The organism is Thermosynechococcus sp. HY213, from assembly GCF_031460975.1.
Taxonomy (GTDB): domain Bacteria; phylum Cyanobacteriota; class Cyanobacteriia; order Thermosynechococcales; family Thermosynechococcaceae; genus Thermosynechococcus.
The window spans coordinates 65,151-89,598 of sequence record NZ_JAVKVB010000016.1; the positions used below are offsets into that span (position 1 = coordinate 65,151).

General features: G+C 52.8%; 18 protein-coding genes and 1 pseudogene. 15 read left to right on the forward strand and 4 right to left on the reverse strand.

The features are described 5' to 3' along the window. Nucleotides 1-4 precede the first annotated feature (4 nt). Entirely contained in the window at nt 5-796 is a 792-nt protein-coding gene (locus RHK62_RS09920; protein WP_206199757.1) for a YdcF family protein, read from the forward strand. On the opposite strand, the gene RHK62_RS09925 is transcribed toward RHK62_RS09920, so the two are convergent. Continuing rightward, entirely contained in the window at nt 793-1,680 is an 888-nt protein-coding gene (locus RHK62_RS09925) for an alpha/beta hydrolase (RefSeq protein ID WP_310453665.1), read from the reverse strand. The genes RHK62_RS09920 and RHK62_RS09925 overlap by 4 nt on opposite strands. Before the next feature lie 271 nt (nt 1,681-1,951). Here RHK62_RS09925 and RHK62_RS09930 point away from each other — a divergent pair, with 271 nt between their 5' ends. From RHK62_RS09930 to RHK62_RS09980, 12 genes and pseudogenes are all read left to right on the forward strand, one after another. Further along, a complete protein-coding gene (locus tag RHK62_RS09930; protein WP_310438237.1) occupies nt 1,952-2,959 on the forward strand; it encodes a PstS family phosphate ABC transporter substrate-binding protein in 1,008 nt (335 codons plus the stop codon). 135 nt (nt 2,960-3,094) lie between these two features. Then, nucleotides 3,095-4,108: a phosphate ABC transporter permease subunit PstC gene (gene pstC, locus RHK62_RS09935; RefSeq protein WP_206199760.1), complete on the forward strand. Its 1,014-nt coding sequence runs from the start codon at nt 3,095-3,097 to the stop codon at nt 4,106-4,108. A gap of 2 nt (nt 4,109-4,110) precedes the next feature. After that, complete coding sequence (gene pstA, locus RHK62_RS09940; RefSeq protein WP_206199761.1) at nt 4,111-5,058, forward strand: phosphate ABC transporter permease PstA; 948 nt, start codon at nt 4,111-4,113, stop codon at nt 5,056-5,058. Beyond that, on the forward strand, nt 5,052-5,855 hold the full coding sequence (pstB, locus tag RHK62_RS09945; RefSeq protein ID WP_225901538.1) for a phosphate ABC transporter ATP-binding protein PstB: 804 nt from the start codon (nt 5,052-5,054) through the stop codon (nt 5,853-5,855). The genes pstA and pstB overlap by 7 nt, the downstream gene beginning before the upstream one ends. A 110-nt stretch (nt 5,856-5,965) precedes the next feature. After that, entirely contained in the window at nt 5,966-7,528 is a 1,563-nt protein-coding gene (locus RHK62_RS09950) for a polysaccharide deacetylase family protein (protein WP_206199762.1), read from the forward strand. 30 nt (nt 7,529-7,558) lie between these two features. Then, a complete protein-coding gene (locus tag RHK62_RS09955; protein WP_310453666.1) occupies nt 7,559-8,230 on the forward strand; it encodes a Uma2 family endonuclease in 672 nt (223 codons plus the stop codon). A 23-nt stretch (nt 8,231-8,253) separates the two neighbouring features. Beyond that, nucleotides 8,254-8,919, forward strand: a complete 666-nt coding sequence (locus RHK62_RS09960) for a Uma2 family endonuclease (protein ID WP_302678033.1) — start codon at nt 8,254-8,256, stop codon at nt 8,917-8,919. Nucleotides 8,920-9,043: 124 nt separating this feature from the next. After that, entirely contained in the window at nt 9,044-9,910 is an 867-nt protein-coding gene (locus tag RHK62_RS09965) for a cyanophycinase (protein WP_302678034.1), read from the forward strand. Nucleotides 9,911-10,003: 93 nt separating this feature from the next. Then, the gene (cphA, locus tag RHK62_RS09970; RefSeq protein WP_310453667.1) at nt 10,004-12,694 is read left to right on the forward strand and encodes a cyanophycin synthetase; all 2,691 of its coding nucleotides are present in this window, start codon (nt 10,004-10,006) and stop codon (nt 12,692-12,694) included. A 226-nt stretch (nt 12,695-12,920) separates the two neighbouring features. Beyond that, entirely contained in the window at nt 12,921-13,622 is a 702-nt protein-coding gene (locus RHK62_RS09975) for a hypothetical protein (protein WP_310453668.1), read from the forward strand. After that, a pseudogene (locus RHK62_RS13115) lies at nt 13,606-14,043 on the forward strand (DUF2290 domain-containing protein). The gene RHK62_RS09975 and the pseudogene RHK62_RS13115 overlap by 17 nt, the downstream one beginning before the upstream one ends. Before the next feature lie 45 nt (nt 14,044-14,088). Continuing rightward, nucleotides 14,089-17,736, forward strand: a complete 3,648-nt coding sequence (locus tag RHK62_RS09980) for a hydantoinase B/oxoprolinase family protein (protein WP_310453669.1) — start codon at nt 14,089-14,091, stop codon at nt 17,734-17,736. A gap of 10 nt (nt 17,737-17,746) precedes the next feature. Here the strand turns inward: RHK62_RS09980 and RHK62_RS09985 are convergent, their stop codons facing one another. Together RHK62_RS09985 and RHK62_RS09990 are read right to left on the reverse strand one after the other, a co-directional pair. Beyond that, the gene (locus RHK62_RS09985; RefSeq protein WP_206199770.1) at nt 17,747-18,148 is read right to left on the reverse strand and encodes an AbrB family transcriptional regulator; all 402 of its coding nucleotides are present in this window, start codon (nt 18,146-18,148) and stop codon (nt 17,747-17,749) included. Between the two features lie 497 nt (nt 18,149-18,645). Beyond that, the gene (locus tag RHK62_RS09990; protein WP_310453670.1) at nt 18,646-19,254 is read right to left on the reverse strand and encodes a Uma2 family endonuclease; all 609 of its coding nucleotides are present in this window, start codon (nt 19,252-19,254) and stop codon (nt 18,646-18,648) included. An 89-nt stretch (nt 19,255-19,343) separates the two neighbouring features. On the opposite strand from RHK62_RS09990, the gene RHK62_RS09995 reads away from it, so the two are divergent. Beyond that, nucleotides 19,344-22,355 (forward strand): SMC family ATPase, encoded by a 3,012-nt coding sequence (locus tag RHK62_RS09995; RefSeq protein WP_310453671.1) that lies wholly within the window; start codon nt 19,344-19,346, stop codon nt 22,353-22,355. A gap of 74 nt (nt 22,356-22,429) precedes the next feature. Beyond that, nucleotides 22,430-23,680: a VWA domain-containing protein gene (locus RHK62_RS10000; RefSeq protein WP_310438231.1), complete on the forward strand. Its 1,251-nt coding sequence runs from the start codon at nt 22,430-22,432 to the stop codon at nt 23,678-23,680. On the opposite strand, the gene RHK62_RS10005 is transcribed toward RHK62_RS10000, so the two are convergent. Next, a complete protein-coding gene (locus RHK62_RS10005) occupies nt 23,672-24,448 on the reverse strand; it encodes an SAM-dependent chlorinase/fluorinase (protein ID WP_310453672.1) in 777 nt (258 codons plus the stop codon). The two genes, RHK62_RS10000 and RHK62_RS10005, sit on opposite strands and share 9 nt — an antisense overlap.

Genomic DNA, 24,448 nt, shown 5'->3' on the forward strand with positions numbered 1-24,448 from the left:
CACTATGGCTCTGCTGCTGTCGAAATTACTGCCGCCACTGCTGTATCCATTGTCCTTGGCCTGTTGGGCATTGGTTTTTGCCATTGTTCGCTTTTGGCGTGCTCCCCAACAGGCAGCGATCGCCCTTGTGATTGCCCTGAGTATTTTACTCCTGAGCGGCAATGACTATGTGGCAACAGCGCTTATTGCTTCCCTAGAGCGGCAGTATTTACCCCCTGATCCCATGCCCAAAGCTGCCGCGATCGTGGTTCTCGGTGGGGCGGTTGTCCCGCAAACGGCGCCGAGGCCGTGGGTAGAAGTCACGGAAGGGGGCGATCGCATCCTCTACGGTGCCCACCTCTTTCGCCAAGGCTATGCCCCCTATCTCATCCTCAGTGGAGGGCGTATTGACTGGCTGGGCGAAGCCTTTCAGCGGGGCGAAGCAGCAGACATGGCGGAAATTGCTGCCACCTGCGGTGTGCCGACAGACAAGATGCTGCTAGACACCACCTCACTGAACACCTATGAAAATGCCGTGAATGTCAAAGCGCTTCTGGAGCAGCATCAAATTCAGGGGGATCTGCTGCTGGTGACCTCTGCTTACCACATGCCCCGCTCCGTGGCTATTTTTCGCCGTTTGGGAATGAAGGTGATCCCGGCACCCACGGACTATCGGTACCTGTCGATCGCGCGATCGCCCACTTGGCAAAACCTGCTGCTCAGCCTGATCCCCAATCCCTACAACGTGGACATCACCACGATCGCCCTACGGGAATACCAAGGTCTGCTCGTTTACAAACTTAGAGGTTGGCTTTAGAGACCCTGAGCACGCAGAAACCCTTGACAGGCCTCCACAAAAGCAGGGGCTGACTCATAGGGCAAGACATTGCGCCCCGCAATCACCACTCCCTCAGCATTGGGAAATGTCTTGGTATAAAACTGCAACCGTTCTTCAGGCAATTCAGCCCCACCCTCCCGACTGATACTCGAGGCTTGGTCTCCCATCACCACAAGCACTGGCTGCTGAGTCTGCCGCATTTTCTGACGATAGTCTCGCCGCCAAAAACCCGACAGGAATGAATACACGCCATGGCGACTCTCAAGGTCAGCACAACCAGCGGCCAGCATCTTTAGCCACTCATCATCCACATCCTCAGGCTTGGCAAAAAGCTGCTTGATTGAAAACTGCCGCAGGAAACGTTCTTGGCGGGCATAGAGATAAAAGCCCCAACCCAAGGGGGAGTCAAAGAGATTCCAGCGCACCTTTTGCCACCTAGGATCAGTGTTTTCAGAAACGAGAGAAGCCGCTGGAGGGCCACTGAGGATCATGGCTCGAACGACTTGGGGATCAAGGTGCACTAGCTCCATCGCTACGGGAAACAATGCCCCTTGGACAACAAGAATCACCGCTTGGCGAATCTCAGAGGCGATAAAGACCTGTAACTGAGCCGCCCAATCTTCGGGGTAATAGGCAATGTGGGGTAGGGCGCTCTGGCCACAGCCGAGCAAGTCAGGGATATAAAATGAGTAACCTTCCCCTTGGAACTGCCAATGACCCACACAGCGATCCCAGAACCGCCCAGAGAGGCCAACCCCCACTGGATGGATAAAAAGAATCGGTGTTTGCCCTTCTTCCGAACTCAAGCGATAGGCGCAGGAAAGACCCTGCCACTGATAAGTTCTAGAGGCCAATGACGGCATTCCTAACGCTCCTGCAAATTGCCTGAAAAAACTCTATGTAACGCGATCAACGGTAAAGTTGTTACTCCTCTCAACAATATGACTGAACCCTAACATTCAGTAGAAATTTTAACCAAATTTTTCCCTTGCCTTAACCTAATCCCTTGAATCTGTTGCTTATTCTGACGAAAGGGTAGTTTGATCGGTTCGCCTTTTTGAAATGTGTGGGCAACCGTCACCCCGAAGGTACTTTACTTGCAAAACGTTGTTTACTCCGCTAGGAAACATCACCATGTTTACATCTGCAAAAAGCTATGCCCGCCTAGGGGTAGTTGCAGCCATCGCGGCTCTGTCGGGTAGCCTGATTCCCGCTGCTTTTTCCCAAGGGACACCTACGATTCGCATTGATGGCTCCAGCACTGTTTTCCCCATTACCGAAGCTGTTGCTGAAGCCTTCCAAAAAGCCCAAGGGGGCAAAGTCCGCGTTACGGTAGGTGTGTCCGGTTCAGGCGGTGGCTTCAAGAAGTTCTGCCGCGGTGAAACGGATATTTCCAACGCCTCACGCCCCATTCTGGCCAAAGAAATTGCCGACTGCCGCGCTGCTGGTATCAACTTTATTGAACTGCCAATCGCCTACGATGCCATCACCGTGGTGGTTCATCCTCAAAATACTTGGGCAACAAGCTTAACGGTTGCTGAATTGAAGCGGATGTGGGAACCCGATTCTAAAATCAATAACTGGAGCCAAGTGCGCCAAGGCTTCCCCAATGTTCCTTTGAAACTCTTTGGGCCAGGTGCTGACTCTGGAACCTTTGACTATTTCACTGAGGCCATCAATGGTAAATCAAAAGTCAGTCGCAAGGATTTCACTGCCAGCGAGGATGATAATGTGTTAGTCCAAGGTATCGCTCGCGATCGCGGTGCGCTTGGATACTTTGGTTTTGCCTACTATGCGGAAAACCGCAATCGGCTCAAAGCGGTTGCCATTGACAGCGGCAAAGGCCCTGTTCCACCTTCCGAGCAAAACGTGCTGAATGGGACATACCAGCCCCTCTCCCGTCCCATCTTTATCTACGTCAACGCTAAGTCAGCGCAGCGGCCTGAAGTACGGCAGTTTGTCACCTACTACCTAAATAATGCCCCGGCCATGGTGAAAAAGGTGAAGTATGTGCCTCTGCCGGCTAGTGCCTACCGCACGATTCTGGCTAACTTCAACCGCAACCGTGTGGGTACGATCTTTGGGGGCAAAGAGGCTATTGGCTTGACAATCAACCAACTGCTGAGGATGCAACCCCAATAGATTAATATTTTGATTTAATGAAGGGTGTGAGGTATCAGCCCTCCACCCTTTTTTCCCATTTTGTCAACCTCAGTCGTTGATTCTCTGAAAAGATAAATTCCAACTAAAAGATTTTTGCTTGCTGGAATAATACCCATGGTAGAACAGCCCCTACCCTACTCAACGAAGCTCCCCGTCGCCTTGCCATCCCGTACTGTGAGGATTTGGCGCGAACGGATCATTGCTAGCATTCTTTTTTTGGCAGCGATCTCATCGGTCGTAACAACACTGGTCATCATCTATATCCTTTTTGCCGAGACAGTCATCTTTTTTGAAAAGGTGATGGAAGTGCACCAAGAATCTCTCTTTGAGGCTCTGCTGGAGTTCTTTACGAGCACGGACTGGTCACCTCTAATTGAGCCGGTGGGAATTGGTATCTTACCCTTGCTCTCCGGAACCTTCACGACCTGCTTTGTGGCCAGTTGTGTGGCTATTCCCCTTGGCACGATTGCGGCCATCTATCTGAGTGAGTTTGCACCTGCCAAAACGCGGGAGATCCTCAAGCCTATCCTTGAAATCTTGGCGGGTATTCCCACTGTGGTTTACGGCTACTTTGCCCTTTTGGTGGTCACTCCCTTTCTCCAGAAAATCATTCTTGGCGTTCAGCAATTCTTTAATCCTGGTAAAGAACCTTGGGAATACTTTGAGCTGCCTGGTTTTAATATGTTGGGGGCAGGTATTGTGGTGGGGCTAATGGTGCTGCCCTATATTGCCAGCTTGACAGAAGATGCCCTCCAAGCTGTTCCTTTGCAACTGCGGGAGGGATCCTATGCAATGGGGGCAACGCGTTTGCAAACAGCAATCAAGGTTCTCATGCCGGCTGCTATCTCTGGCATTATGGCCGCCTATATTTTGGGGCTGGCACGGGCAATTGGCGAAACAATGATTGTGGCCGTGGCCGCGGGGTTACAGCCGAAGTTTACGTTTAATCCTCTAGAGGGGGCTTCAACCACAACTGCTTTCATTGTGTCAGTGAGTTTGGGGGACTTGCCCCACGGATCACTAGAGTATCAGTCGATTTTTGCCGCAGGGATCATGCTGTTTTTTGCAACCTTGATCTTAAACGTGCTGGGCTACTTCTTGAGTCGCCGTTATCGTGAGGTGTACTAGCCATGCGTAGCCAACGAACGATTCTCAATAACCTCCGCAATTCGATCGCGATCGCGGCCTCGATTCGGGAGCGCAAGCGCTGGGAACAGTTTTTTATCGTTTTAGGTTGGTTCTCCCTGCTAGTCGCCTTACTCACCCTTGTTTTTCTTGTGGGTGACCTCTTCCTGCGCGGCTTACCCATGCTGAACTGGAAGTTTTTTACTTCACCGCCGAGTAGTGACCCCGAAGAGGCAGGTATCCTCACGGCATGGGTGGGTAGTTTATTGGTCATTCTTGTAACGGCGTTTGTGGCTATTCCTTTGGGCATTGCGGCGGGCATTTACCTCGAAGAATATGCTCCCAAAAACTGGCTGTTGGATTTCATTGAGGTGAACATTACCAATCTGGCGGGTGTGCCCTCAATTATTTATGGCCTACTGGCTCTCGGTTTCTTTGTCTATATCCTCAACTGGGGCGAAAGCATTCTGACTGCCGGGTTTACACTGGCATTGTTGATTTTACCCGTGGTGATTGTGACCACCCGTGAATCCTTGCGCGCCATTCCCCAGGGGATTCGGGAAGCCGCCTATGCGGTTGGTTCGAGTCGCTGGCAGGTGATTGCTGATCATGTGCTGCCCTACTCAATGGGGGGGATTCTTACGGGGATTATTGTGGGTATCTCCCGCGCGATTGGCGAGACGGCGCCCCTGATCACCATTGGTGCTTTGACGTTTATCACGTTCTTGCCAGATCCACCGATTCAAAGCGAGTTTCCCTACATTTCGTTTAAGTGGATTTGGTCTCCCTTTACGGTGCTGCCGATTCAAATGTTTAACTGGGTTTCCCGTCCGCAAGAGGCCTTTCAAGTGAATGCTGCAGCGGCTGGGATTGTCCTGCTGGTGTTGACGCTGGCGGTGAATGCAACAGCTATTTATCTACGCTATCGTTTTAGGAAGAGTATCAAATGGTAAAACCTACAGATCGGGTCGTGACTACCGAGAACGAGCCACTGAAAAAGCTGGCAGAAGTTCGGGACTTGAACTTTTACTACGGTGGCAAGCAGGCTCTGAAAAACATCAACTTGCCGGTCTATGAAAAGAAAGTTACGGCACTGATTGGGCCTTCAGGTTGTGGCAAGACCACGTTGCTGCGTTGCTTTAACCGCATGCATGATCTGTATCCCGGCAATCGCTACGAGGGGGAAATTTGGTTGGGGGATGAGCAACCGCGTAACCTCCTGCAAATGGATCCAATCGAAGTGCGGATGCAGATTGGCATGGTCTTCCAAAAGCCCAATCCTTTCCCCAAGTCGATTTACGAAAACGTTGCCTATGGATTGCGGGTGCGCGGCATCAATAACCGTGCGATCCTCGATGAGGTGGTGGAGCGATCGCTCCGTCGTGCTGCCCTGTGGGATGAAGTCAAAGATCGTCAGAAGGAACCGGGCACGTCTCTGTCGGGCGGTCAGCAGCAGCGGCTCTGTATTGCCCGTGCCCTAGCCACTGATCCAGAGATTATTCTCTTTGACGAGCCAACATCGGCATTGGATCCGATTGCCACGGTCAGTATTGAGAACCTGATTAGCGAACTCAAGGAGCAAGTGACGATTCTGATTGTGACCCATAACATGCAGCAGGCGATTCGTATTTCCCAGTTCACCGCCTTTATGTATTTGGGCGAAATCGTTGAGTACAACGAAACCATGTCCATCTTCACGAAGCCAGTGGAACAGAAGACTGCCGATTACGTGAGTGGTCGCTTTGGTTGATCGCTGCGTCAAGTCCGCTTGAGAATGTGGTCTAAGAGGTAAGGTGTGGTTGTGAATCGATCGCTACCCTAGGGCTAGTAGTTATTTGTTCTCGCTCTAGGAGCGCAGTTATGGTGGCATCGCTGGAGTCAACGGTCAGGGAGATTTCACCTCAGGCGATCGCCCGTGAATTAGCGCTCCGCCTTGCGCCGCAGGCCACCTATGTGCGTGTCGCTCACTCCGCCGAAGGCTGGAAAATTCTCCTAGAGGCAGAGCAAATTCCCAATCAACGCACCTGCCTTGATGTCTTGGTTGCTTTTTTAAGTCCTGTCCTCCCCCAATCCATTGATGTCTATGGGCGACAGTTGGGGGGGCAGCGCCCTGCATGGGGAGTACGTCTGCGGCCTCGGCCGGTTGCAACCCCCACACCCACAACAGTTCGCGATCGCCAGCTTGAACCCTTAGCTTTAGCGGCCAGTGTCTTAGGGATTTTTGGTTTAGGAGCCGTCGGCCAATGGCAGTCTCCCAGTGTTTGGTTGGCAGCAGCACCAGAACCCAGCGTTGAACAAGTGCGATCGGTCATTCTCAATGCTGCGCCCACTCTGGCTCCCGCCCGCCCACCCCTGTGGTACCACTACTCACCCCCTGAGGCCTTCCGTGGCCGTGTGTTTAATCAGGTTACCTTACCCCCTGAGCAAAAGTTGGTGGCACTGACCTTTGATGATGGCCCTGATCCGACCTACACGCCCCAAGTTCTCGACATTCTTGCCCAAGAAAAGGTCAAAGGGACATTTTTTGCTATTGCCAGAGCCGTTGCAGCGCGCCCAAAATTAGCGCAGCGCATTGTTAGGGAAGGTCATGTCTTGGCCAACCACTCTTGGAGCCACGGCTACCATTACTTTAATCCTGCCGCTGCCCAGCACGAGGTGGATCAAAGTCAACAATTGATTGAAGACATCAGCGGGGCAAATATCAAGCTCTTTCGACCACCGGGGGGAAATCTCCATAATGGTCTGGTGAGTCGCGCCAGCCAACAGGGTTACGGTGTGGTGATGTGGTCAGTGGATCCACAGGATTGGTTACCTCGCCAAACGAGCGATCGCATTGTCAACACAGTTGTTCAGCAGGCGCATGCCGGTGCCATTGTCCTGCTCCATGATGGGGGTGGCTCGCGGCGAGCCACGGTTGCGGCCTTGCCCAGCATCATTGCCGAACTGCGGGCTAAAGGCTATCAATTTGTCACTGTCCCTGAGTTGATTGCGGCTCAAGAGCCAACAAGTCTACCAGAACCCCCTTCTTGGCTAACGATTCAAGAAACGGCGCAGCTTCAGCAGTTGGTTCTGCAACTGGAGACCCGCATTCAAGCTTTAGAAAAAGATTTAAGGACCACACCCCCATGGGCGATCGCCGAACGGGAATACCTAGCAGCCACCCTACGGGAGCAACAGGCAGCCCTGTCTTGGGTGCAACAACGGCTGGCCTTTGAACAAGCTGCTGCAGGTCAATATCAAGCGGCTCTCAAACTGGCGGAGCAGGCGACGCTTGCCGCTAAGGCACAACAATCATCAGTGGCCAAAATCTTGTGGCAGCGGGCGATCGCCACCCTAGACACCATTCCCAACACGGCCTTTGTTGCCCCCCTTGCCCGGATCAAGCAACGACAATATAGCCGCAGAATGCACCAACTAAAATAAAGGCAGCACGCGAATCCCCAACAGCCTGCCATGACAATTGAACACCCAGTGCAACTGCCGCCCCTTGAAAGTGGCGATCGCCTGACGCGGGACGAATTTGAGCGCCGCTACGCCGCCATGCCTCAGCTGAAAAAAGCAGAACTGATTGAGGGAATTGTTTACGTGGCTTCTCCCCTACGCTACCGCAGTCACGGTCAACCTCACCTATTCCTAATCACTTGGCTCGGCACCTACTGTGCAGCCACACCGGGGGTCGAAGCGGCAGATGCCCCGACTATTCGCCTAGATGCCGATAATGAACCGCAACCCGATGCAATTTTACGCCTCAGCCACGGGGGGCGATCGCGAATTACTGCCGATGACTATATTGAGGGCGCGCCGGAACTCGTAGTTGAAATTGCCGCCAGCAGTGCTGCCTACGACCTGCACGATAAGCTCAGGGTGTACCGCCGCAATGGCGTTCAGGAATATCTTGTCTGGTGTACCTACGATCGCCAGATCCACTGGTTCTCGCTTGAAGCAGGAGAATACCAGCCACTCACTGCCGATACTGAGGCGATAATTCGCAGTCGTCAATTTCCCGGACTCTGGCTTGCCCCTGAGGCATTACTGACCCATGATCTGGGTACGGTTTTGCAGGTACTCCAACAGGGAATTGCCACCCCCGAACATCAAGCGTTTGTGGCTCGCCAGCAGCGATAGAGAGGTTCTGAGGAGAGAGAGCCATGACACTAAAGTATTCTCTGCCGCCCCTTGAAAATGGCGATCGCCTGACGCGGGACGAATTTGAGCGGCGCTACGCGGCCATGCCCCACCTGAAGAAAGCAGAACTGATTGAGGGAATTGTTTACGTGGCTTCTCCCGTTCGTGTCAGTCACAGTCAGCCCCATGCCGAGATCATGGCTTGGCTGGGTTTTTACAAAGCAGTTACGCCGGGCGTTCTTGTCTATGACAATCCGACCGTTCGCCTAGATGGCGATAATGAACCGCAGCCCGATGCTGTGCTCCGCCTTGAAAGCGGGGGCAACTCCCGCATTAGTGAGGATGGTTATATCGAGGGGGCACCGGAACTCGTGGTTGAAATTGCCGCCAGCAGTGCTGCCTACGACCTGCACGATAAGCTCAGGGTGTATCGCCGCAATGGCATTCAGGAATACCTCGTCTGGTGTACCTACGATCGCCAGATCCACTGGTTCTCCCTTGAAGCGGGGGAATACCAACCACTTGTTGCCGATACTGAGGCGATGATTCGCAGTCGTCAATTTCCCGGACTCTGGCTTGCCCCTGAGGCATTACTGACCCATGATCTGGGTACGGTTTTGCAGGTACTCCAACAGGGAATTGCCACCCCCGAACATCAAGCGTTTGTGCAAATCTTGACCGAAACTTAAAAAATTTCCCTAATCTGGCATTATGCTGTATAGAATCCCCGTGTCAATAGGGGGGTATTGGCATCGCCCTTGCCAAATGCATTGATTCTGTCTGCCGATTGACCGTTTCATTCACCGTAGCCCTATGTTGCAATTAGACCCCATTTCCAAAACGACCAATCAACATTCTGGTCACAAAGGCTTAGTGATGGCGATCGGGGGAGCGGAAGACAAAGTACGTGGGCGACAAATTCTCACCACCTTCTGCCAACGCGCTGGCGGCCTAGATGCCATCATTGGCGTCATTCCCTCTGCTTCCCGTGAACCCGATGCCATGGGGCGGCTCTACCACGATATTTTCCGCGAAATTGGTGTGCGCGAAGTGGACGTTCTATTGGTGGGCGATCGCGCTGATGCCGAACAGGAAGAGATGCTAGCTCGCTTGAGTCGCTGTACTGGCATTTTTATGTCCGGGGGCGATCAACTGCGTTTGTCGGCGCTGCTGGATGAAACCCCCCTCCTCTACCAATTGCGCCATCAAGTCTGGGAAGGCAAATCAATTCTTGGGGGCACGAGTGCCGGTGCCGCTGTCATGGGTGAGTGCATGATTGCTAGTGGGGGCAGCAATGAAGCTCCAAACCGCTCCTTAGTCGATTTGGCCACAGGCTTGGGTATTCTTCCCGATGTTTTAGTGGATCAGCATTTCCACAATCGCAATCGCCTCGCGCGCCTGATCAGCGCCATTTCTGCTCACCCCGACAAGCTGGGAGTCGGCATTGATGAAGATACCTGTGCCATGTTTGAAGCTGATGGTATGCTGCGGGTTCTTGGTCGTGGCTCTGTCACCATTGTTGATCCTCGGGATGTCAGCTACACGAGCTATGCCCATGTGGATGTTAACGAACCCTTGAGTATCTACAACTTGCGCCTGCACATCCTCAGTGATGGTGACTGCTACAATCTCCGCACCCATCAAGTGCAGCACAAATGTATTTTGCCTCCCCTAAATTAAGTTTTCAGGAAAGTGTTGCTTAAGATACAGTCTATTGCGTCACTCGCCTCAAAACTAAAAATGGTAAGCTGTCCTTAAAAAAGCCACTCTTCTATGAAGATTCTCAAATTACAAACGCTGCGGGGTCCCAATTATTGGAGCATTCGGCGTCATAAGCTGATTGTCATGCGTTTAGATCTAGAAGAGGTGGCCAACACCCCCTCCAATCAGATTCCCGGCTTTGTGGATGGGTTGGTGCGGGTTTTACCCAGTCTCTACAATCATTTTTGTTCCCTCGGCCATGAGGGGGGCTTTCTCACCCGCCTTCGCGAAGGAACCTACCTCGGTCATGTGGTTGAGCATGTCGCCCTCGAACTCCAAGAACTAGCAGGGATGACCGTTGGTTTTGGCCGCACGCGGGAGACCTCAACGCCGGGGGTGTATCAAGTCGTCTATGAATACCAAGTGGAAGAAGCGGGTCGCTATGCCGGCCGCGCAGCGGTACGACTTTGTCAAAGCATTATTGATACGGGCACCTATCCCCAGCGCGAACTGGATCAGGATCTCGCCGATCTCCGCGAGTTAAAAGCCAAAGCCTCCCTAGGCCCAAGCACGGAAGCGATTGTCCGCGAGGCGGAAGCCCGTAATATTCCTTGGTTTGAGTTGAGCAGTCGCTCGATTATTCAATTGGGTTATGGTGCCCGCAGTCATCGCATGCAGGCCACCTTGAGCGATCGCAGTGGCATCTTGGCCGTGGAACTCGCAGGGGACAAAGAAGGGGCAAAGCGACTGCTTCAGGATGCCGGAATTCCTGTGCCCAAGGGAACCGTCGTCCGCTACATTGAAGACCTCCCTGAAGCCATTGAGGACATCGGCGGCTACCCGATTGTCATTAAGCCCCTCAACGGCAACCACGGTCGGGGGATTACGATTGACATCAACAGCCTAGAAGAGGCCGAAGAAGCCTTTGAAATTGCCAGCAGTGTCTCCAAATCAGTGATTGTGGAACGCTATCATGCGGGTCGCGACTTTCGGGTTCTAGTGGTCAATGGCAAAGTAGTCGCCGTTGCTGAACGGGTGCCAGCCCATGTTATTGGCGATGGCCGCTCCACTATCGAAGAACTCATTGAGAAAACCAACCAAGACCCGCAGCGGGGAGACGGTCACGATAATATCCTCACTCGCATTGAGGTGAATCACGACACATGGACACTCTTGGAAAAGCAGGGCTATACCCTAAATACAGTCTTGCAACCGGGGGAAATTTGTTATCTACGCGCCACGGCAAACCTGAGTACCGGTGGCATTGCCGTCGATCGCACCGATGAAATTCACCCGGAAAATGTTTGGATTTGCCAGCGGGCGGCTCGGATCATTGGCCTCGATATTGCGGGGATTGATGTTGTCAGCCCCGATATTAGTCAGCCCCTGCCTAAAGTTGGCGGTGTGATTGTCGAGGTCAATGCTGCTCCCGGCTTTCGCATGCACACGAACCCCAGCCAAGGGATTGCCCGCAATGTCGCCGAACCGGTGTTGAATATGCTCTTTCCACCGGGAACGCCCTGCCGCATCCCGATCTTTGCGATTACGGGCACCAACGGTAAAACCACCACCACCCGTCTCATTGCCCATATCTGCAAACAAACGGGGCAAACCGTTGGCTACACCACCACAGACGGCATCTATATTGGCGATTATCTGGTGGAAAAAGGGGACACCACGGGGCCTCAAAGTGCCCAACTGATCCTGCAAGACCCCACGGTTGAGATTGCTGTCCTAGAAACAGCGCGCGGTGGTATTCTCCGCTCCGGCTTGGGCTTTGACCACTGTGATGTCGGGGTGGTGCTGAATGTGCAGGCTGACCATCTTGGCCTTGGTGATATTGACACCGTTGAACAGTTGGCGGACTTAAAGGCCGTGGTGGTGGAATCCGCTTGGCCGAATGGCTATGCTGTCTTGAATGCCGATGATCCCCTCGTGGCGGGAATGGCACGCCAAGTCAAAGCCCAAGTGGCCTATTTCTCGATGAATCCCCACAATCCGATTATTCGGCAGCACATTCAGCAGGGGGGCCTCGCCGCTGTTTATGAAAATGGCTATCTCTCGATTTTGAAAGGGGACTGGACGCTACGGATTGAGCAGGCAGAAAATGTGCCCATTACCCTTGGCGGTCGAGCCGGTTTTATGATTGCCAATGCCCTCGCTGCCAGTCTAGCCGCCTTTGCCCAAGGCATCAGTATTGAGCATATTCGCGCTGCCTTGACCACCTTCCGAACTTCAGTGGAGCAAACCCCCGGGCGGATGAACCTCTTTGATTTGGGGCAATTTAGTGTCTTGGTGGACTATGCCCACAATCCAGCAGGGTATGAGGCCATTGGTGAATTTGTCCAAAAATGGCCAGGGCAGCGCATTGGTGTCGTTGGCGGACCGGGCGATCGCCGTGATCAAGACTTAGAACAACTGGGTGAACTTTCAGCGAAAATCTTTGATTGGATCATCATTAAAGAAGATGACGATACCCGTGGCCGACCGCGTGGCGATGCTGCCTATTGGATTGAACGGGGAGTACATCACCACAGTGTCCAACGCCAATACAACATCATCCATGACGAGGTGGCAGCGATTCAATTTGCCCTCGATCGCGCCCCCCAAGGCTCCCTAGTGGTGATCTTTCCAGCGGAAGTCAGCCGCACCATTCAACTGATTCACCAGCATCATCAACGACTCCAAGGGGAAACGACCAATGGCTTTCATAGTGAGGGAATTCTCACCAGTGGTGATCTCAATCCCTCCATCTCCCATTAGGCAGTTTTTCGACCACTAGCAACGCTGATCTGATCAAGTCACTCTGATCAACAGCGAGAAGCACAGTATAGGCCTTTTCAAAAAGGTTGGAGGATCTCACCGCTTTTACGTACTCCCTTTATATTAGAAAAAGAATGCTGTATTATCCGAGTGAAGTTCTCTCAGTGCCGAGGATGTTGTCTTTTTATTACAACCCTTTTTGCTTTAAATTCATAAATAATCAATTATGAATGAGATTCATTGCATCCACGGCATTAACAATAAGCCAGTTGCTTCTAAAGCACTTGAACATGCACTTCAAGCAATCTCAAACATCCACAGAGAGTGTTTTCTGGGATATCTTCTACCGACACCAGAAGGACTTTCAGCCATTGAGAATCTCTCCTCTTTACGGAAAAAGTCTCAGCAACGCCAAATTAATAGACCGAATTCTCGTGGAGCAAAGCTTAAGCAACTAGAAGATTCAATTGCTACCCTCGACCATCAGCAACATCGGGCGGTGATTGAAACCATTGATAGCGTCCAACGGATTCGTGGCTTAGCAGGCTCCGGTAAAACTATTATCCTTGCTCTAAAGGCTGCTTATTTACATAGTCAACACCCTGATTGGTACATTGCAGTAACCTTCCAGACGAGAGCCTTAAAAGGACAATTCAAGCGCCTAATTAATCAGTTCTGTATATCGCAAACCAATGAGGAACCAGACTGGATAAAAGTGCGGATAGTTAACGCATGGGGAGCTAAGGGGGATGAAGAACGGGATGGACTTTATTATGAATTTTGTAGAGTTACGGGTAGTGAGTTTCTTGATTTTTCAACAGCTAGGAGTCGTTTTGATAGTGGTGAAAAAGCTTTTGACAGTGCTTGCCAGCTAGCACTTGATACAGCCACAAAAGTGCCAGAAATTTATGATGCTATTTGGTACTAGTATAATTAATGATCAAAACTTTCCTAAGATAGTTAGGCACCCCAAATCCATATGGGATGTCAAATTTGATCACTGTGAAAACATTGCATTAGTAATAAGTGAAACGGATTATTCAGTAATTCACCAAATACTTAAAAATAATAGATACTATAGTGTAAAAATGATTGATGGTGGATTGCTTCAACTTATTTATCGGTTCCAAAGAAATACTCTCATTCAGCATCGCCTTGCTTATTATCTATCTTCTCAATTACTGCCATTTCAAGAAGATCCAGCATCTTATTTTGAAGACACGCACTTCCTTTAGATTATTAATAGACGTACTATTGCTTTTCCTTTGCGGTTTGACTTTGATCAGCAAGCGGCTATCAATAAGACACACCCAGCTTGTCATCTAACTTTGGGCGATGCAAAAAATTGATGAAAGTGGTATGGTTCACGTTGTCATTCCTGATATAGAGTGATCATGAACAATGCGGTTGCAATGAAAGCCAAATGGCAATTTTGGATCGATCGCGGGGGCACGTTTACGGATATTGTCGCCCGCCGTCCCGATGGTCAAATGGTGGTGCACAAGCTGCTCTCAGAGAATCCAGAGCAGTATCGCGATGCAGCAGTAGCGGGAATTCGTACTCTCATGGGGTTGGCGCCGGATGCCCCCATTCCCAGTGAAGCCATTGAAATTGTGAAACTGGGGACAACGGTAGCCACCAATGCCCTTTTAGAACGCAAAGGCGAGCCAACGGTGCTCCTGATTACCCAAGGCTTTGGGGATGCTCTAGCCATTGGCTACCAAAACCGCCCGGATCTGTTTGGCTTAGCGATTCAGCAACCGCCGCCCCTCTACAGCCATGTCATTGAAGTCAAAGAACGGGTGAGTGCCCAAGGGGAAATTCTCGTCCCCCTTGACTTAGAAGCCCTGAAGCCCCAATTGGCAGCGGTCTATGACCAAGGCATCCGCAGTTGCGCCATTGTGCTCGTGCATGGCTACCGCTACCCTGACCATGAACAACAGGTGGCAGCCTTGGCAAGGGAGATGGGGTTTAGCCAAGTGTCGGTGTCCCACGAGGTAAGTGGCCTGATCAAGCTGGTCAGCCGGGGCGATACGACTGTTGTGGATGCTTATTTGTCGCCGGTGCTGCATCGCTATCTACAGGGGGTGCAGGGGGAGCTGGGGGAGATTCCCCTCTACTGTATGCAGTCCAATGGCGGTGTGGTGGCGGCGGCCTGCTTGCGCGGTAAGGATAGTCTGCTTTCAGGCCCTGCTGGGGGGATGGTGGGGGTGGTGCGCACCGCTTTAGCCGCAGGGATTGAGCGGCTGATTGGTTTAGATATGGGGGGCACCTCGACAGATGTCTGCCACTATCGTCACAATCCGGATGCCCCTTGGCCAGAGTATGAGCGGTGGCAGGAAACGACCATTGCGGGTGTGCGGCTGCGATCGCCCCTCCTAGCCGTGCATACCGTCGCTGCCGGCGGTGGCTCGATTTTGCGATTTGATAAGGGGTGCTACCAAGTGGGGCCAGACTCTGCCGGTGCCAATCCCGGACCTGCTGCCTATCGTCGCGGCGGACCTCTCACGGTGACCGATGCCAATCTCCTCTTGGGGAAAATTCAGCCCGCCTATTTCCCCGCTGTCTTTGGCGCCGATGGTCAACAGCCCTTGGATCGCGAGACGGTGGAACAGCAATTTGCTCAACTGCGCCAAGAGATCTACGAGAGCACCGGAGATGCCCGCAGTGTTGCCGATGTGGCGGCTGGTTTTATTGAAGTGGCCGTGAATACCATGGCACAGGCAATTAAGAAAATTTCCCTAGAGCAGGGGCACGATGTGCGCGACTATACCCTCTGCTGTTTTGGCGGTGCCGGCGGCCAACACGCCTGTTTGATTGCCGAGGTGTTGGGAATGCCGCAGGTGTATCTCCATCCCTATGCGGGGGTGCTCTCGGCCTACGGCATTGGTCAGGCGGAGCTGCGGGTACTCAAGGAGCAAACGATTGAACAACCCCTCACCGCCGCTGTTCTGGGGGAGCTGCAAGGCCAAATTGAGCAGCTAAAAGGGCAAGCAATAGATGAACTTGTTGCCCAAGGGGTCGATCGCCCGCAGATTCAAAGTCAAGTGCGCATCGGCTTAGGTTATGTGGGGACAGATACAATCCTCTGGGTGCCCTGGGCAGATTTGGAAAGGATGGCAGCCGCATTTGCCCAAGCCCATCGCGATCGCTATGGGTTTACTATACGGGGGCGATCGCTCCGCATCGGTCAAGTCGCAGTTGAAGCCGTTGCTGTTCAAGCAGTTCCAGCGGTCACGATGCCCCATGCCGCCACAGAACTCACGCCCCTTGCCCATGTGTCGGTTTACAGCAAAGGCCAATGGCACAAAGCACCCGTCTATGAGCGCGATCGCCTCCCTGCCCATCAGATCATTGCAGGGGTGGCCTTGATCTTAGATGCTACGGGTACCAATGTGGTTGAGGCAGGCTGGCAGGCCGAAGTGGATGATCAAGGGGGGCTGTGGCTGCGTCCCCTGCAGGAATCTCCGAAACCATCAAAGCAGATTGCCGCCACCGTTGCGGATCCAGTGCAGCTTGCAATTTTTCAACAGTTATTTCGCGCCATTGCTGAGCAGATGGGGGTAACACTCCAGCAAACCAGTGCCTCGGTGAATATTAAGGAACGGTTGGATTTTTCCTGTGCTCTGTTTGATGCTGCCGGCAACCTTGTGGCCAATGCCCCTCATATCCCCGTCCATTTGGGGTCAATGAGCGAAAGTGTCAAGGCACTGCTGGCTGAGAAAGGCAACACCCTCCGGGCGGGTCAAGTGTTTGCCACAAATAATCCCTATCGCGGTGGCACCCATCTGCCGGATATTACCGTGATTACACCGGTGTTTCTCAAGGGGGAAGCGCAACCTGCCTTCTTTGTTGCCTCACGGGGGCACCATGCTGACATTGGGGGGATCAGCCCCGGATCCATGCCGGCCAATAGTACCGATGTCCGTCAAGAGGGAATTCTCTTTGATAATGTGCTGCTGGTGGAGGGCGGGGAGTTTCAAGAGGCGGCGATTTATCAACTGTTGAGCCAAGCCCCTTGGCCGGCTCGCTATCCTGAGCAGAATCTGGCGGATCTGCAAGCCCAAATAGCCGCCAATCAGCGGGGGGTACAAGAACTGATTACCCTGTGCGATCGCTATAGTCGCGAGGTTGTGGCTGCCTACATGGAATTTAGCCAAGCCAATGCCGCTGAGTGTGTGCGCCAATGCCTGCGATCGCTCCAAGGGGGTCGCTTTTGCGTGGCCATGGACAACGGCAGCCAAATTCAGGTGCAAATTACCATTGATAGCACCGAAGGCACCGCTTGCCTCGACTTTGAGGGCACCTCCCCGCAAACCAATGACAATTTCAATGCTCCCCTTGCCATTACCAAGGCAGCTGTGCTGTATGTCTTCCGAACCCTCGTACAGGAGGACATTCCCCTGAATGCGGGCTGTTTGCGTCCCATTGAACTGCGGGTGCCGCAAGGCTCACTGTTGAACCCCCAGTTTCCGGCGGCGGTGGTTGCTGGCAATGTCGAAACCTCGCAAACCCTTACCAATGCCCTCTACGGTGCCCTCGGCATTATGGCAGCGGCTCAGGGAACGATGAACAACCTCAGCTTTGGCAGCGATCGCTATCAATACTACGAAACCATCTGTGGCGGCGCTGGGGCAGGAGCCACCTTTGCCGGAGCCAGTACCGTGCAAACCCACATGACCAACTCTCGACTCACCGATGTCGAAGTGTTAGAAAACCGCTACCCCGTGATTGTTTGGGAGTTTTGCCGTCGCCGGGGCAGTGGGGGCAAAGGGCAGCAACCGGGAGGAGATGGGGCAATTCGTGTCCTTGAGTTTCGTGAACCCATGACCGTCAGCCTCCTCAGCCAGTCGCGCAAAATTCCCCCCTTCGGGCTTTTTGGAGGTGAATGCGGTGCGGTAGGTGAAAATCAATGGCTGAAACTCGGCCAAATCCCCCATCCCTTAGCAGGAACCGCCACAATCAATGTCCAAGCGGGCGATCGCCTGCGCATTTGTACCCCAGGTGGTGGTGGCTTTGGGGTACCTCAACTCTCAGATTAGATATATCAAATTAATCTTCATCGTCGGTGGGTTGACCGTTGCTGCTCACTTGTCTAAGGTGAATGTGCTTACGGCCAAGGGTAATTTCAAATTCATCCCCCGGCTTGAGATTCATTTGCTTGGTATAAGCTGAACCAATGAGCAAATTACCATTGGCTTGTACCGTGATTCGATAACTAGCACTGCGACCACCTCGGCTACCACCACGTCCTGACTTCGTATCAAGATTCATCCCCAAGGCTTCAAGAAGCGCCTTATTAAACTTCATTTTGCTGATGCGCTCCTTACCACTTTGGGTGATCGTATAGTAGCCACAGGCCTTTGCTTTTTCCTCGTGGCTGAGATGTTCCAATTGTTTGTACTTCTCTAATAAAGCAGCACCTGTCAAGGGTTCTACTTGTTTGCGTCCCATTTTAACCTACCTTTTCAATGATCAAATACTGTCTATTCATTGGCGATTCAATCAAAGAGTGCCAAAGTCTGACAGCGGACTCGTAATGAATGAGTGTCTATTTTTAGCAAACCATAATTTTTTTCAGAATTCAAGTTGCGATCGCCCTTGAGTCAGGGTTTTACATTTCCTTTAGACGAGTTACATTGACACTCTTTTCGCAGGGACGCAAGAGGCTCAAAAAAGGTGAGGGCTAGTGTAGAAAGTACGCCACCTCTTTTACAGCCCTTTTCACAGGTGTCCACAGACTCAACACTACAAAAGTCACGACGAAAGAGATTTCTATCAGCGTTTATGTGTCCCCTGTTTAAGATAAGGGCGGTAGATGCTCTATCCTTCAAAACAATGACGCTAATCAAACTTACGGCACTTTTTGCAAGAATTGAATACGCTCACAACAGTCGCTTCAGTGTGAGGTGGAAAAGCCCAAGAGTGTCAAACCCGAGTTGGCCTGCTGATCATTGTGAATTATTTGGGAAAATAGAAGCAAGCTCAAGCACTTGTTCGGGGAACTGCGGCAATTGCACAACGCCACTGGTCGGAATAATTCTCTTGCTGAGGTAGCCAAACTGCCGCGGTGTAATTTCAGCAGGTTCGCTATAGACTTCCAGTGTGCGATCGCTGACATTGAACAGCCAATAATAGGGAATCTTGGCTTCGGCATAAAGCGATAGTTTCACTGTGCGATCGTACTCTAGGGATGAATCCGCCACTTCTATCACTAGGAGCGTGTCCGCAGGTGTGGGATGGGCTGAGGCATAGTCATCTTCTTGGTTTTTCACGATCGCCACATCGGGTTCTGGCTCACCATCAAAGGCAATCGTAATCGGCGACTGGCACTGAAGCGTGGCGCGATCGCCCACAATCTTCGGTAAAATTCGCAATAATCGCCGCAGACAGCTTTCGTGCGCTGTTCCCTTTGCCGCCATGCGCACCAGTTCCCCCCGAATTAGCTCAATGTGGTCATCTTCCCTCAGAAACCCAAGTTCCAGTAAACGGTGGTAGTCCTGCACCGTAAATCGCACTGGTTGGGGGGTTGGAGTGGGTTGGCAAGTAGTAGTGATCATGATCTTAATTTTAGGCAGAGTCTCAGAAGTGACGCATTCCTCGCTAGAGAATGCCCTAAACTGTGGAAACATCAAGGGTGTGGTGCCCTATGATTCCACGTCAACTGGTATTGCGCAATTTCCTCAGCTATCGCCAAGCCACTCTTCCCTTTGCGGGGTTACATCTGGCCTGTATTTGTGGTGCTAATGGGGCGGGCAAGTCCTCGCTTCTTGAGGCGATCGCTTGGGCACTGTGGGGGCAAAGCCGCGCTAGCCGTGAGGATGATGTGATCTACTACGGCGAAATGGAAGCCCAAGTGACGTTTGAGTTTAGCGTTCAGGGGCAGACCTATCGGGTGGTACGGTTGCGGCGCCGCGAGCAACATACGGTTTTAGAGTTGCAGATTCAAACAGTAGCGGGCTATACCTCGCTAACGGGGCGATCGCTACGAGCAACACAGGAAAAAATCATTCAAATTCTGCGCCTTGACTACGCCACGTTCGTCAACAGTGCCTATCTGCGCCAAGGCCGTGCCGATGAATTTATGGCCAAACGCCCCAGTGAGCGCAAGCAACTCTTGGCCACCCTTTTAGGCTTGGATCAATACGAGACCCTAGCGGAGGCGGCTCGCGATCGCGCCCGTGACTACAAAGCCCAAATCAGCGTTCTGGAACAACGCCTCCAGAGCCTAGGGGAGCAACTCGCCCAAGAACCGCAGTTACGCGCCCAACAGGCAGCGGTGAGCCAGCAGATTCAACAGCAACGGCAGCAAGTCGAGCAGTGTCAACAACGGCTCCAAGAGCAACAGGCCGCCTACCACGTCTATCAGCTGCAACAGCGGGACTATGAACACCTGCAACAGCAGCGAGACACCCTCGGGACAACAATCGCCCATCTCGAGCAGCAGTGCCAGACGCTCCGCCAAGAACAGGCCGCGATTGCGGATCTAGAAGCCCGTGCCCCCCTCTTGGAAGCCGCCGTTAGCCAATGGCAGCGCCTGAAAACCGCTGAAGCGCAATTGCAGCAGTGTTTTGCTAACTATCAACGGCTGCGCCAAGAGCGCGATCGCTACCAGCAGAACCTCGACCAGCAGCGCCAAGACCTTCTGCGCACCCTGCATGGATTGGAGAGCCAGCAGCAATTTCTTCTGGAACAATGCCAGCAGTTGGAAAAGCTCCTCAAGCAAGAAAATCAGATTGTCGCTGCCTTTGAACAGTTACAGCGATCGCGCGCTCAGCTCCAAGCCCAGGAAGAGCTTCAACAAAAAGTCTTTCCCCTTCTGCAAGCCAAACAGCGCCTTGAACTGGAACGGCAACAGCAGGAACAACGCCTCCGCAGCCGGCGCGATGAATTGCAACAGTTGTGGCGGCATCTCCATCAACAGGTGGAACGACAACCCGCTCTCCAAGAGGCAGTGACATTGATTACTGCCCAGATTGAAACCCTTGAAAAACAGCGCATCTATCAAGACCATGTGCGGGAAAAGGGACTAGAGCGCCGCCGCTTCCTAGAGCAACTGCAAGCCCGCCAGCGGGAATATGAGCGGCAAATTAATCAACTGGAGCAGCGCTTAGAACTGCTGAATCAGCCGGGAGCGATTTGCCCCCTGTGTCAACGTCCCCTCGATGCCGAGCACCACGAAGCTGTCCTGCGCCGCAATGCCGCCGAAAAAGAGGATCTGCTGAATCAGTTGTGGGTGATTCGTGAGCAATTGGCGGTCACCGAGCGGGAAATTCAAGTCCTACGGCGGGAATATATTACCGTGGGCTATGAGATCTCGCAACTGACGCAACTGTTTGAGCAACGGGGGCAACTCCAGCAGCAACTCCAGAGCACACAGGATTTAGAACCGCAATTGGATCGCTTGGCCGCAGAAATTCAGCAGATTGAGCGGCAGCTGAGGAACGGCCATCAGGAAACCCTTGGGGAACTGCAAGCCATTGAGGCGGAACTGAAACGCCTGAACTATGACGAGAAAAATTTGGCGATCGCCCGCGGGCAAGTGGAAAAATGGCGTTGGGCCGAAGCCAAGGAACAGGAACTCCGCCAAGCGCAGCGGCAATACCGCCAAATTCAGCAACAACTGCCGGCCCTAGTGGCACAACAGGAAGAACTGCAACGCCAACTCAATGCCCTTGAAACCCTCTCCCCCTTGTCACAAACCTTGGCCACCATTGATCAGCAGTTGGCGGCCTTAGCCTACGATCCTGAGCAGCATGCCCAAATTCAGGCACAACTGGCGGCATTAGAACCGGACTATGAGGCCTATCAGACCCTGCAACGGGGGCGATCGCGCCAACCCCAACTCCGCCAAGACCTCCAGCACCTAGAGGAAACGCTGCACCAACAACGGGAACAACTGCAACGCATTACTGACAAACTTGCTACCCTTGAGGACACTGCACGCGCCGCCAGCCGCCTTGCCGCCGAGCTGAACCAACGTCAACAGGAACTCCTGAAGCAGCAGCAGACCCTCGAAGCTAACCTTGCCCAGCAGGGCAAACTCACCGCTGAATTAGAGCAACTCCATCGCCTAGCCCAGGAATACGAACAGGGACAGCAAACCCTTGCCCACCTCCGCCATCAATACCGCCTCTACTGCGAACTAGCCCAAGCCCTAGGCAAAAATGGCATTCCTGCCATGCTCATTGAAACCGTCTTGCCCCATCTGGAGGCAGAAACCAACCATATCCTAGGCCGCCTGAGTAACCATCAACTCCATGTCCAATTCATTACCCAACGCAGTCGGCGGCGCAGTGGCGCTGATACTAAGCCCATTGAGACCCTCGATATTCTCATTGCCGATTGCCAAGGGACTCGACCTTACGAAAGTTATTCGGGGGGTGAAGCCTTTCGCATCAATTTTGCGTTGCGTTTAGCCTTGGCCCGACTGTTGGCACAGCGATCCGGCAGTGATGTTCAGTTTCTCATTATTGATGAGGGGTTTGGTACTCAAGATGCCCAGGGCTGTGAACGGCTGATTGCCGCCCTGAACGCGATCGCCCCTGAATTTCACTGCATCCTCGCCATTACCCATGTGCCTGCCCTCAAAGAAGCTTTTCAAACCCGTATCGAAGTCACCAAAATAGGGGGAGCCTCCCAACTCAGCATCATTACCTAGGACAGGGGTAGCAGCTTGCGGCACAATATCGGCAAAATGGTAGAGTAGGGTCAGCAACAGCACACTTTGCCACGATGACGGTTGAACTTATTGCCAAACTCAGCGATCCCATTGTCAGTGCCGGACAGGGGGCACAGCGCCAACTGGAACTAACGTTAGCGGCACAGCGACAACAACAGCAGCGCGCTCCTCTCAATCTCTGCCTGATTTTGGATCACAGTGGCTCAATGGCATGGCAACCTTTGGCAATGGTCAAGCGAGCCGCGCAGTCCTTGGTGGATCGGTTACTGCCGACGGATCGCCTGAGTATCGTGGCCTTTGATCACAAAGCTCAGGTGTTAGTGCCCAATCAATTTGTGCAGGATAAAACTGCAATCAAGGAGCAAATTGCAACCCTTGAGCCAAGTGGTGGCACTGCCATTGATCTGGGGATGAAACTGGCTCTGACAGAGTTGGCCAAAGGCAAACAGGGAACCATCTCCCAAGCCTTTTTGCTCACCGATGGGGAGAATGAACACGGCGATAACCAACGCTGCCTTGAACTGGCCAAGCTGGCAGCAGAGTACAACATTACGTTTAATACCTTGGGGTTCGGCGTTCACTGGAATCAGGATGTCCTTGAGCAGATTGCTGATGCGGCAGCAGGGCGTTTAGTCTTTATTGAATATGCGGAGCAGGCGATCGCCTGTTTTCAAGCGCTCTTTAGCCACATTAGCAGCGTGGACTACACCAATGCCCATGTCCTATTGACCCTGAGCGAGGCGGCACAACTAGGGAACTTCAAACCAGTCAACCAAGTGGCTCCCGATACGATTGAACTCACCTACGACAGCCCCACCCCCCACGAGTATGTGATTCGGGTTGGCGATGTTTCCGCTACCGTCAAACGCACACTCCTGATCACCCTGAGTACCCAACCCTTGCCCCCAGGCTCTCACCTCATTGGTTTTGTCCAAGTCCGCTACGATGACCCCGTGCAGCAAGCCACTGGCCTTTTCTCCGAGAGGATTCCCCTGACGCTCACGGCAGAACCCGATCACATCGCCCAAGTGGATCCAGAAGTACAGCAGAGTATACTCACCCTCGAAAAATACCGCAAAACCCAGTTGGCAGAAACAAAGCTGCAAGCGGGAGATACCGCGGGCGCTGCCACCTTTTTGCAAAGTGCTGCCAAAACGGCTCTGCAAATGGGAGATACGGAAGCAGCAAAAGTCCTTGAAGCCTCGGCTCAAGAGCTACAGCAACAATCTACCCTCAGTGAAGCCGCCCTCAAGCGCACCCGCATTGCTTCAAAAACCGTCCTGAGCAATCCCCCCTCAAACTAGCCACACAGCATCGCCATTCTGGCAGCCTAAGAGCGACTGGGCATTGCCACCATTAATGGCTAGCTCAATAAACCCATGACTGCCTACTAATGCCATCAGATGTTGAGGTGGAACATCACCATAGGTGTGGACGAGGGGAATCTGCTGCCCCTGAATCTGAATGTGGTGGTAGTCCTTGGCTAAAAGCGCCGCAGGGAGTGTGGTGATCACATTCCCAAAGTGATCAATCGCTTGAATCCAACCTTGGATGCCTTGGGGGGTAATCTCATAGGTGAGATGGGGCAAGCGCACCAAACTGTCTGGCTCAATGGCAGAGCCAAGGCGCGCCAAATCGGTTCCTGCAGCTAAATGGGCGGCCACGGGGGCAAAAATATCCCGCCCATGGAAGGTAGCACTGGGGTTGGGGGTGCGCCAAAACTGCGGCTGGGTGAGTTCAACCACTCGCTGAGGAGGATAGCGATCGCACACTTGACTAAAGACACCATTATCGGGCCCCACACAATACCCGATCCCCAGATCAAGGGCGATCGCCCGCCGACGGGTTCCCACCCCCGGATCCACCACCACGACATGCACCGTTTGCGGGGGAAAATAGGGCACCGCTTGCAGCAGTTGAAAACTGGCCGTGCGACAATCCTGCGGCGGAATTTCATGGCACAGGTCAATCACTTGGGCTTGGGGATAAAGACTTAAAATCACCCCCTTCATCACACCGACATAAACATCCTGATGGCCAAAGTCCGTCAGCAGGGTAATGCAGCAAGCCAT

Bases quoted from the DNA above. Each gene is read 5' to 3' on its own strand.
- RHK62_RS09920 (WP_206199757.1), top strand. From the start codon at position 5: ATGGCTCTGCTGCTGTCGAAATTACTGCCGCCACTGCTGTATCCATTG.
- RHK62_RS09925 (WP_310453665.1), bottom strand. From the start codon at position 1,680: ATGCCGTCATTGGCCTCTAGAACTTATCAGTGGCAGGGTCTTTCCTGC.
- RHK62_RS09930 (WP_310438237.1), top strand. From the start codon at position 1,952: ATGTTTACATCTGCAAAAAGCTATGCCCGCCTAGGGGTAGTTGCAGCC.
- pstC (WP_206199760.1), top strand. From the start codon at position 3,095: ATGGTAGAACAGCCCCTACCCTACTCAACGAAGCTCCCCGTCGCCTTG.
- pstA (WP_206199761.1), top strand. From the start codon at position 4,111: ATGCGTAGCCAACGAACGATTCTCAATAACCTCCGCAATTCGATCGCG.
- pstB (WP_225901538.1), top strand. From the start codon at position 5,052: ATGGTAAAACCTACAGATCGGGTCGTGACTACCGAGAACGAGCCACTG.
- RHK62_RS09950 (WP_206199762.1), top strand. From the start codon at position 5,966: ATGGTGGCATCGCTGGAGTCAACGGTCAGGGAGATTTCACCTCAGGCG.
- RHK62_RS09955 (WP_310453666.1), top strand. From the start codon at position 7,559: ATGACAATTGAACACCCAGTGCAACTGCCGCCCCTTGAAAGTGGCGAT.
- RHK62_RS09960 (WP_302678033.1), top strand. From the start codon at position 8,254: ATGACACTAAAGTATTCTCTGCCGCCCCTTGAAAATGGCGATCGCCTG.
- RHK62_RS09965 (WP_302678034.1), top strand. From the start codon at position 9,044: ATGTTGCAATTAGACCCCATTTCCAAAACGACCAATCAACATTCTGGT.
- cphA (WP_310453667.1), top strand. From the start codon at position 10,004: ATGAAGATTCTCAAATTACAAACGCTGCGGGGTCCCAATTATTGGAGC.
- RHK62_RS09975 (WP_310453668.1), top strand. From the start codon at position 12,921: ATGAATGAGATTCATTGCATCCACGGCATTAACAATAAGCCAGTTGCT.
- RHK62_RS09980 (WP_310453669.1), top strand. From the start codon at position 14,089: ATGAACAATGCGGTTGCAATGAAAGCCAAATGGCAATTTTGGATCGAT.
- RHK62_RS09985 (WP_206199770.1), bottom strand. From the start codon at position 18,148: ATGGGACGCAAACAAGTAGAACCCTTGACAGGTGCTGCTTTATTAGAG.
- RHK62_RS09990 (WP_310453670.1), bottom strand. From the start codon at position 19,254: ATGATCACTACTACTTGCCAACCCACTCCAACCCCCCAACCAGTGCGA.
- RHK62_RS09995 (WP_310453671.1), top strand. From the start codon at position 19,344: ATGATTCCACGTCAACTGGTATTGCGCAATTTCCTCAGCTATCGCCAA.
- RHK62_RS10000 (WP_310438231.1), top strand. From the start codon at position 22,430: ATGACGGTTGAACTTATTGCCAAACTCAGCGATCCCATTGTCAGTGCC.
- RHK62_RS10005 (WP_310453672.1), bottom strand. From the start codon at position 24,448: ATGGCTTGCTGCATTACCCTGCTGACGGACTTTGGCCATCAGGATGTT.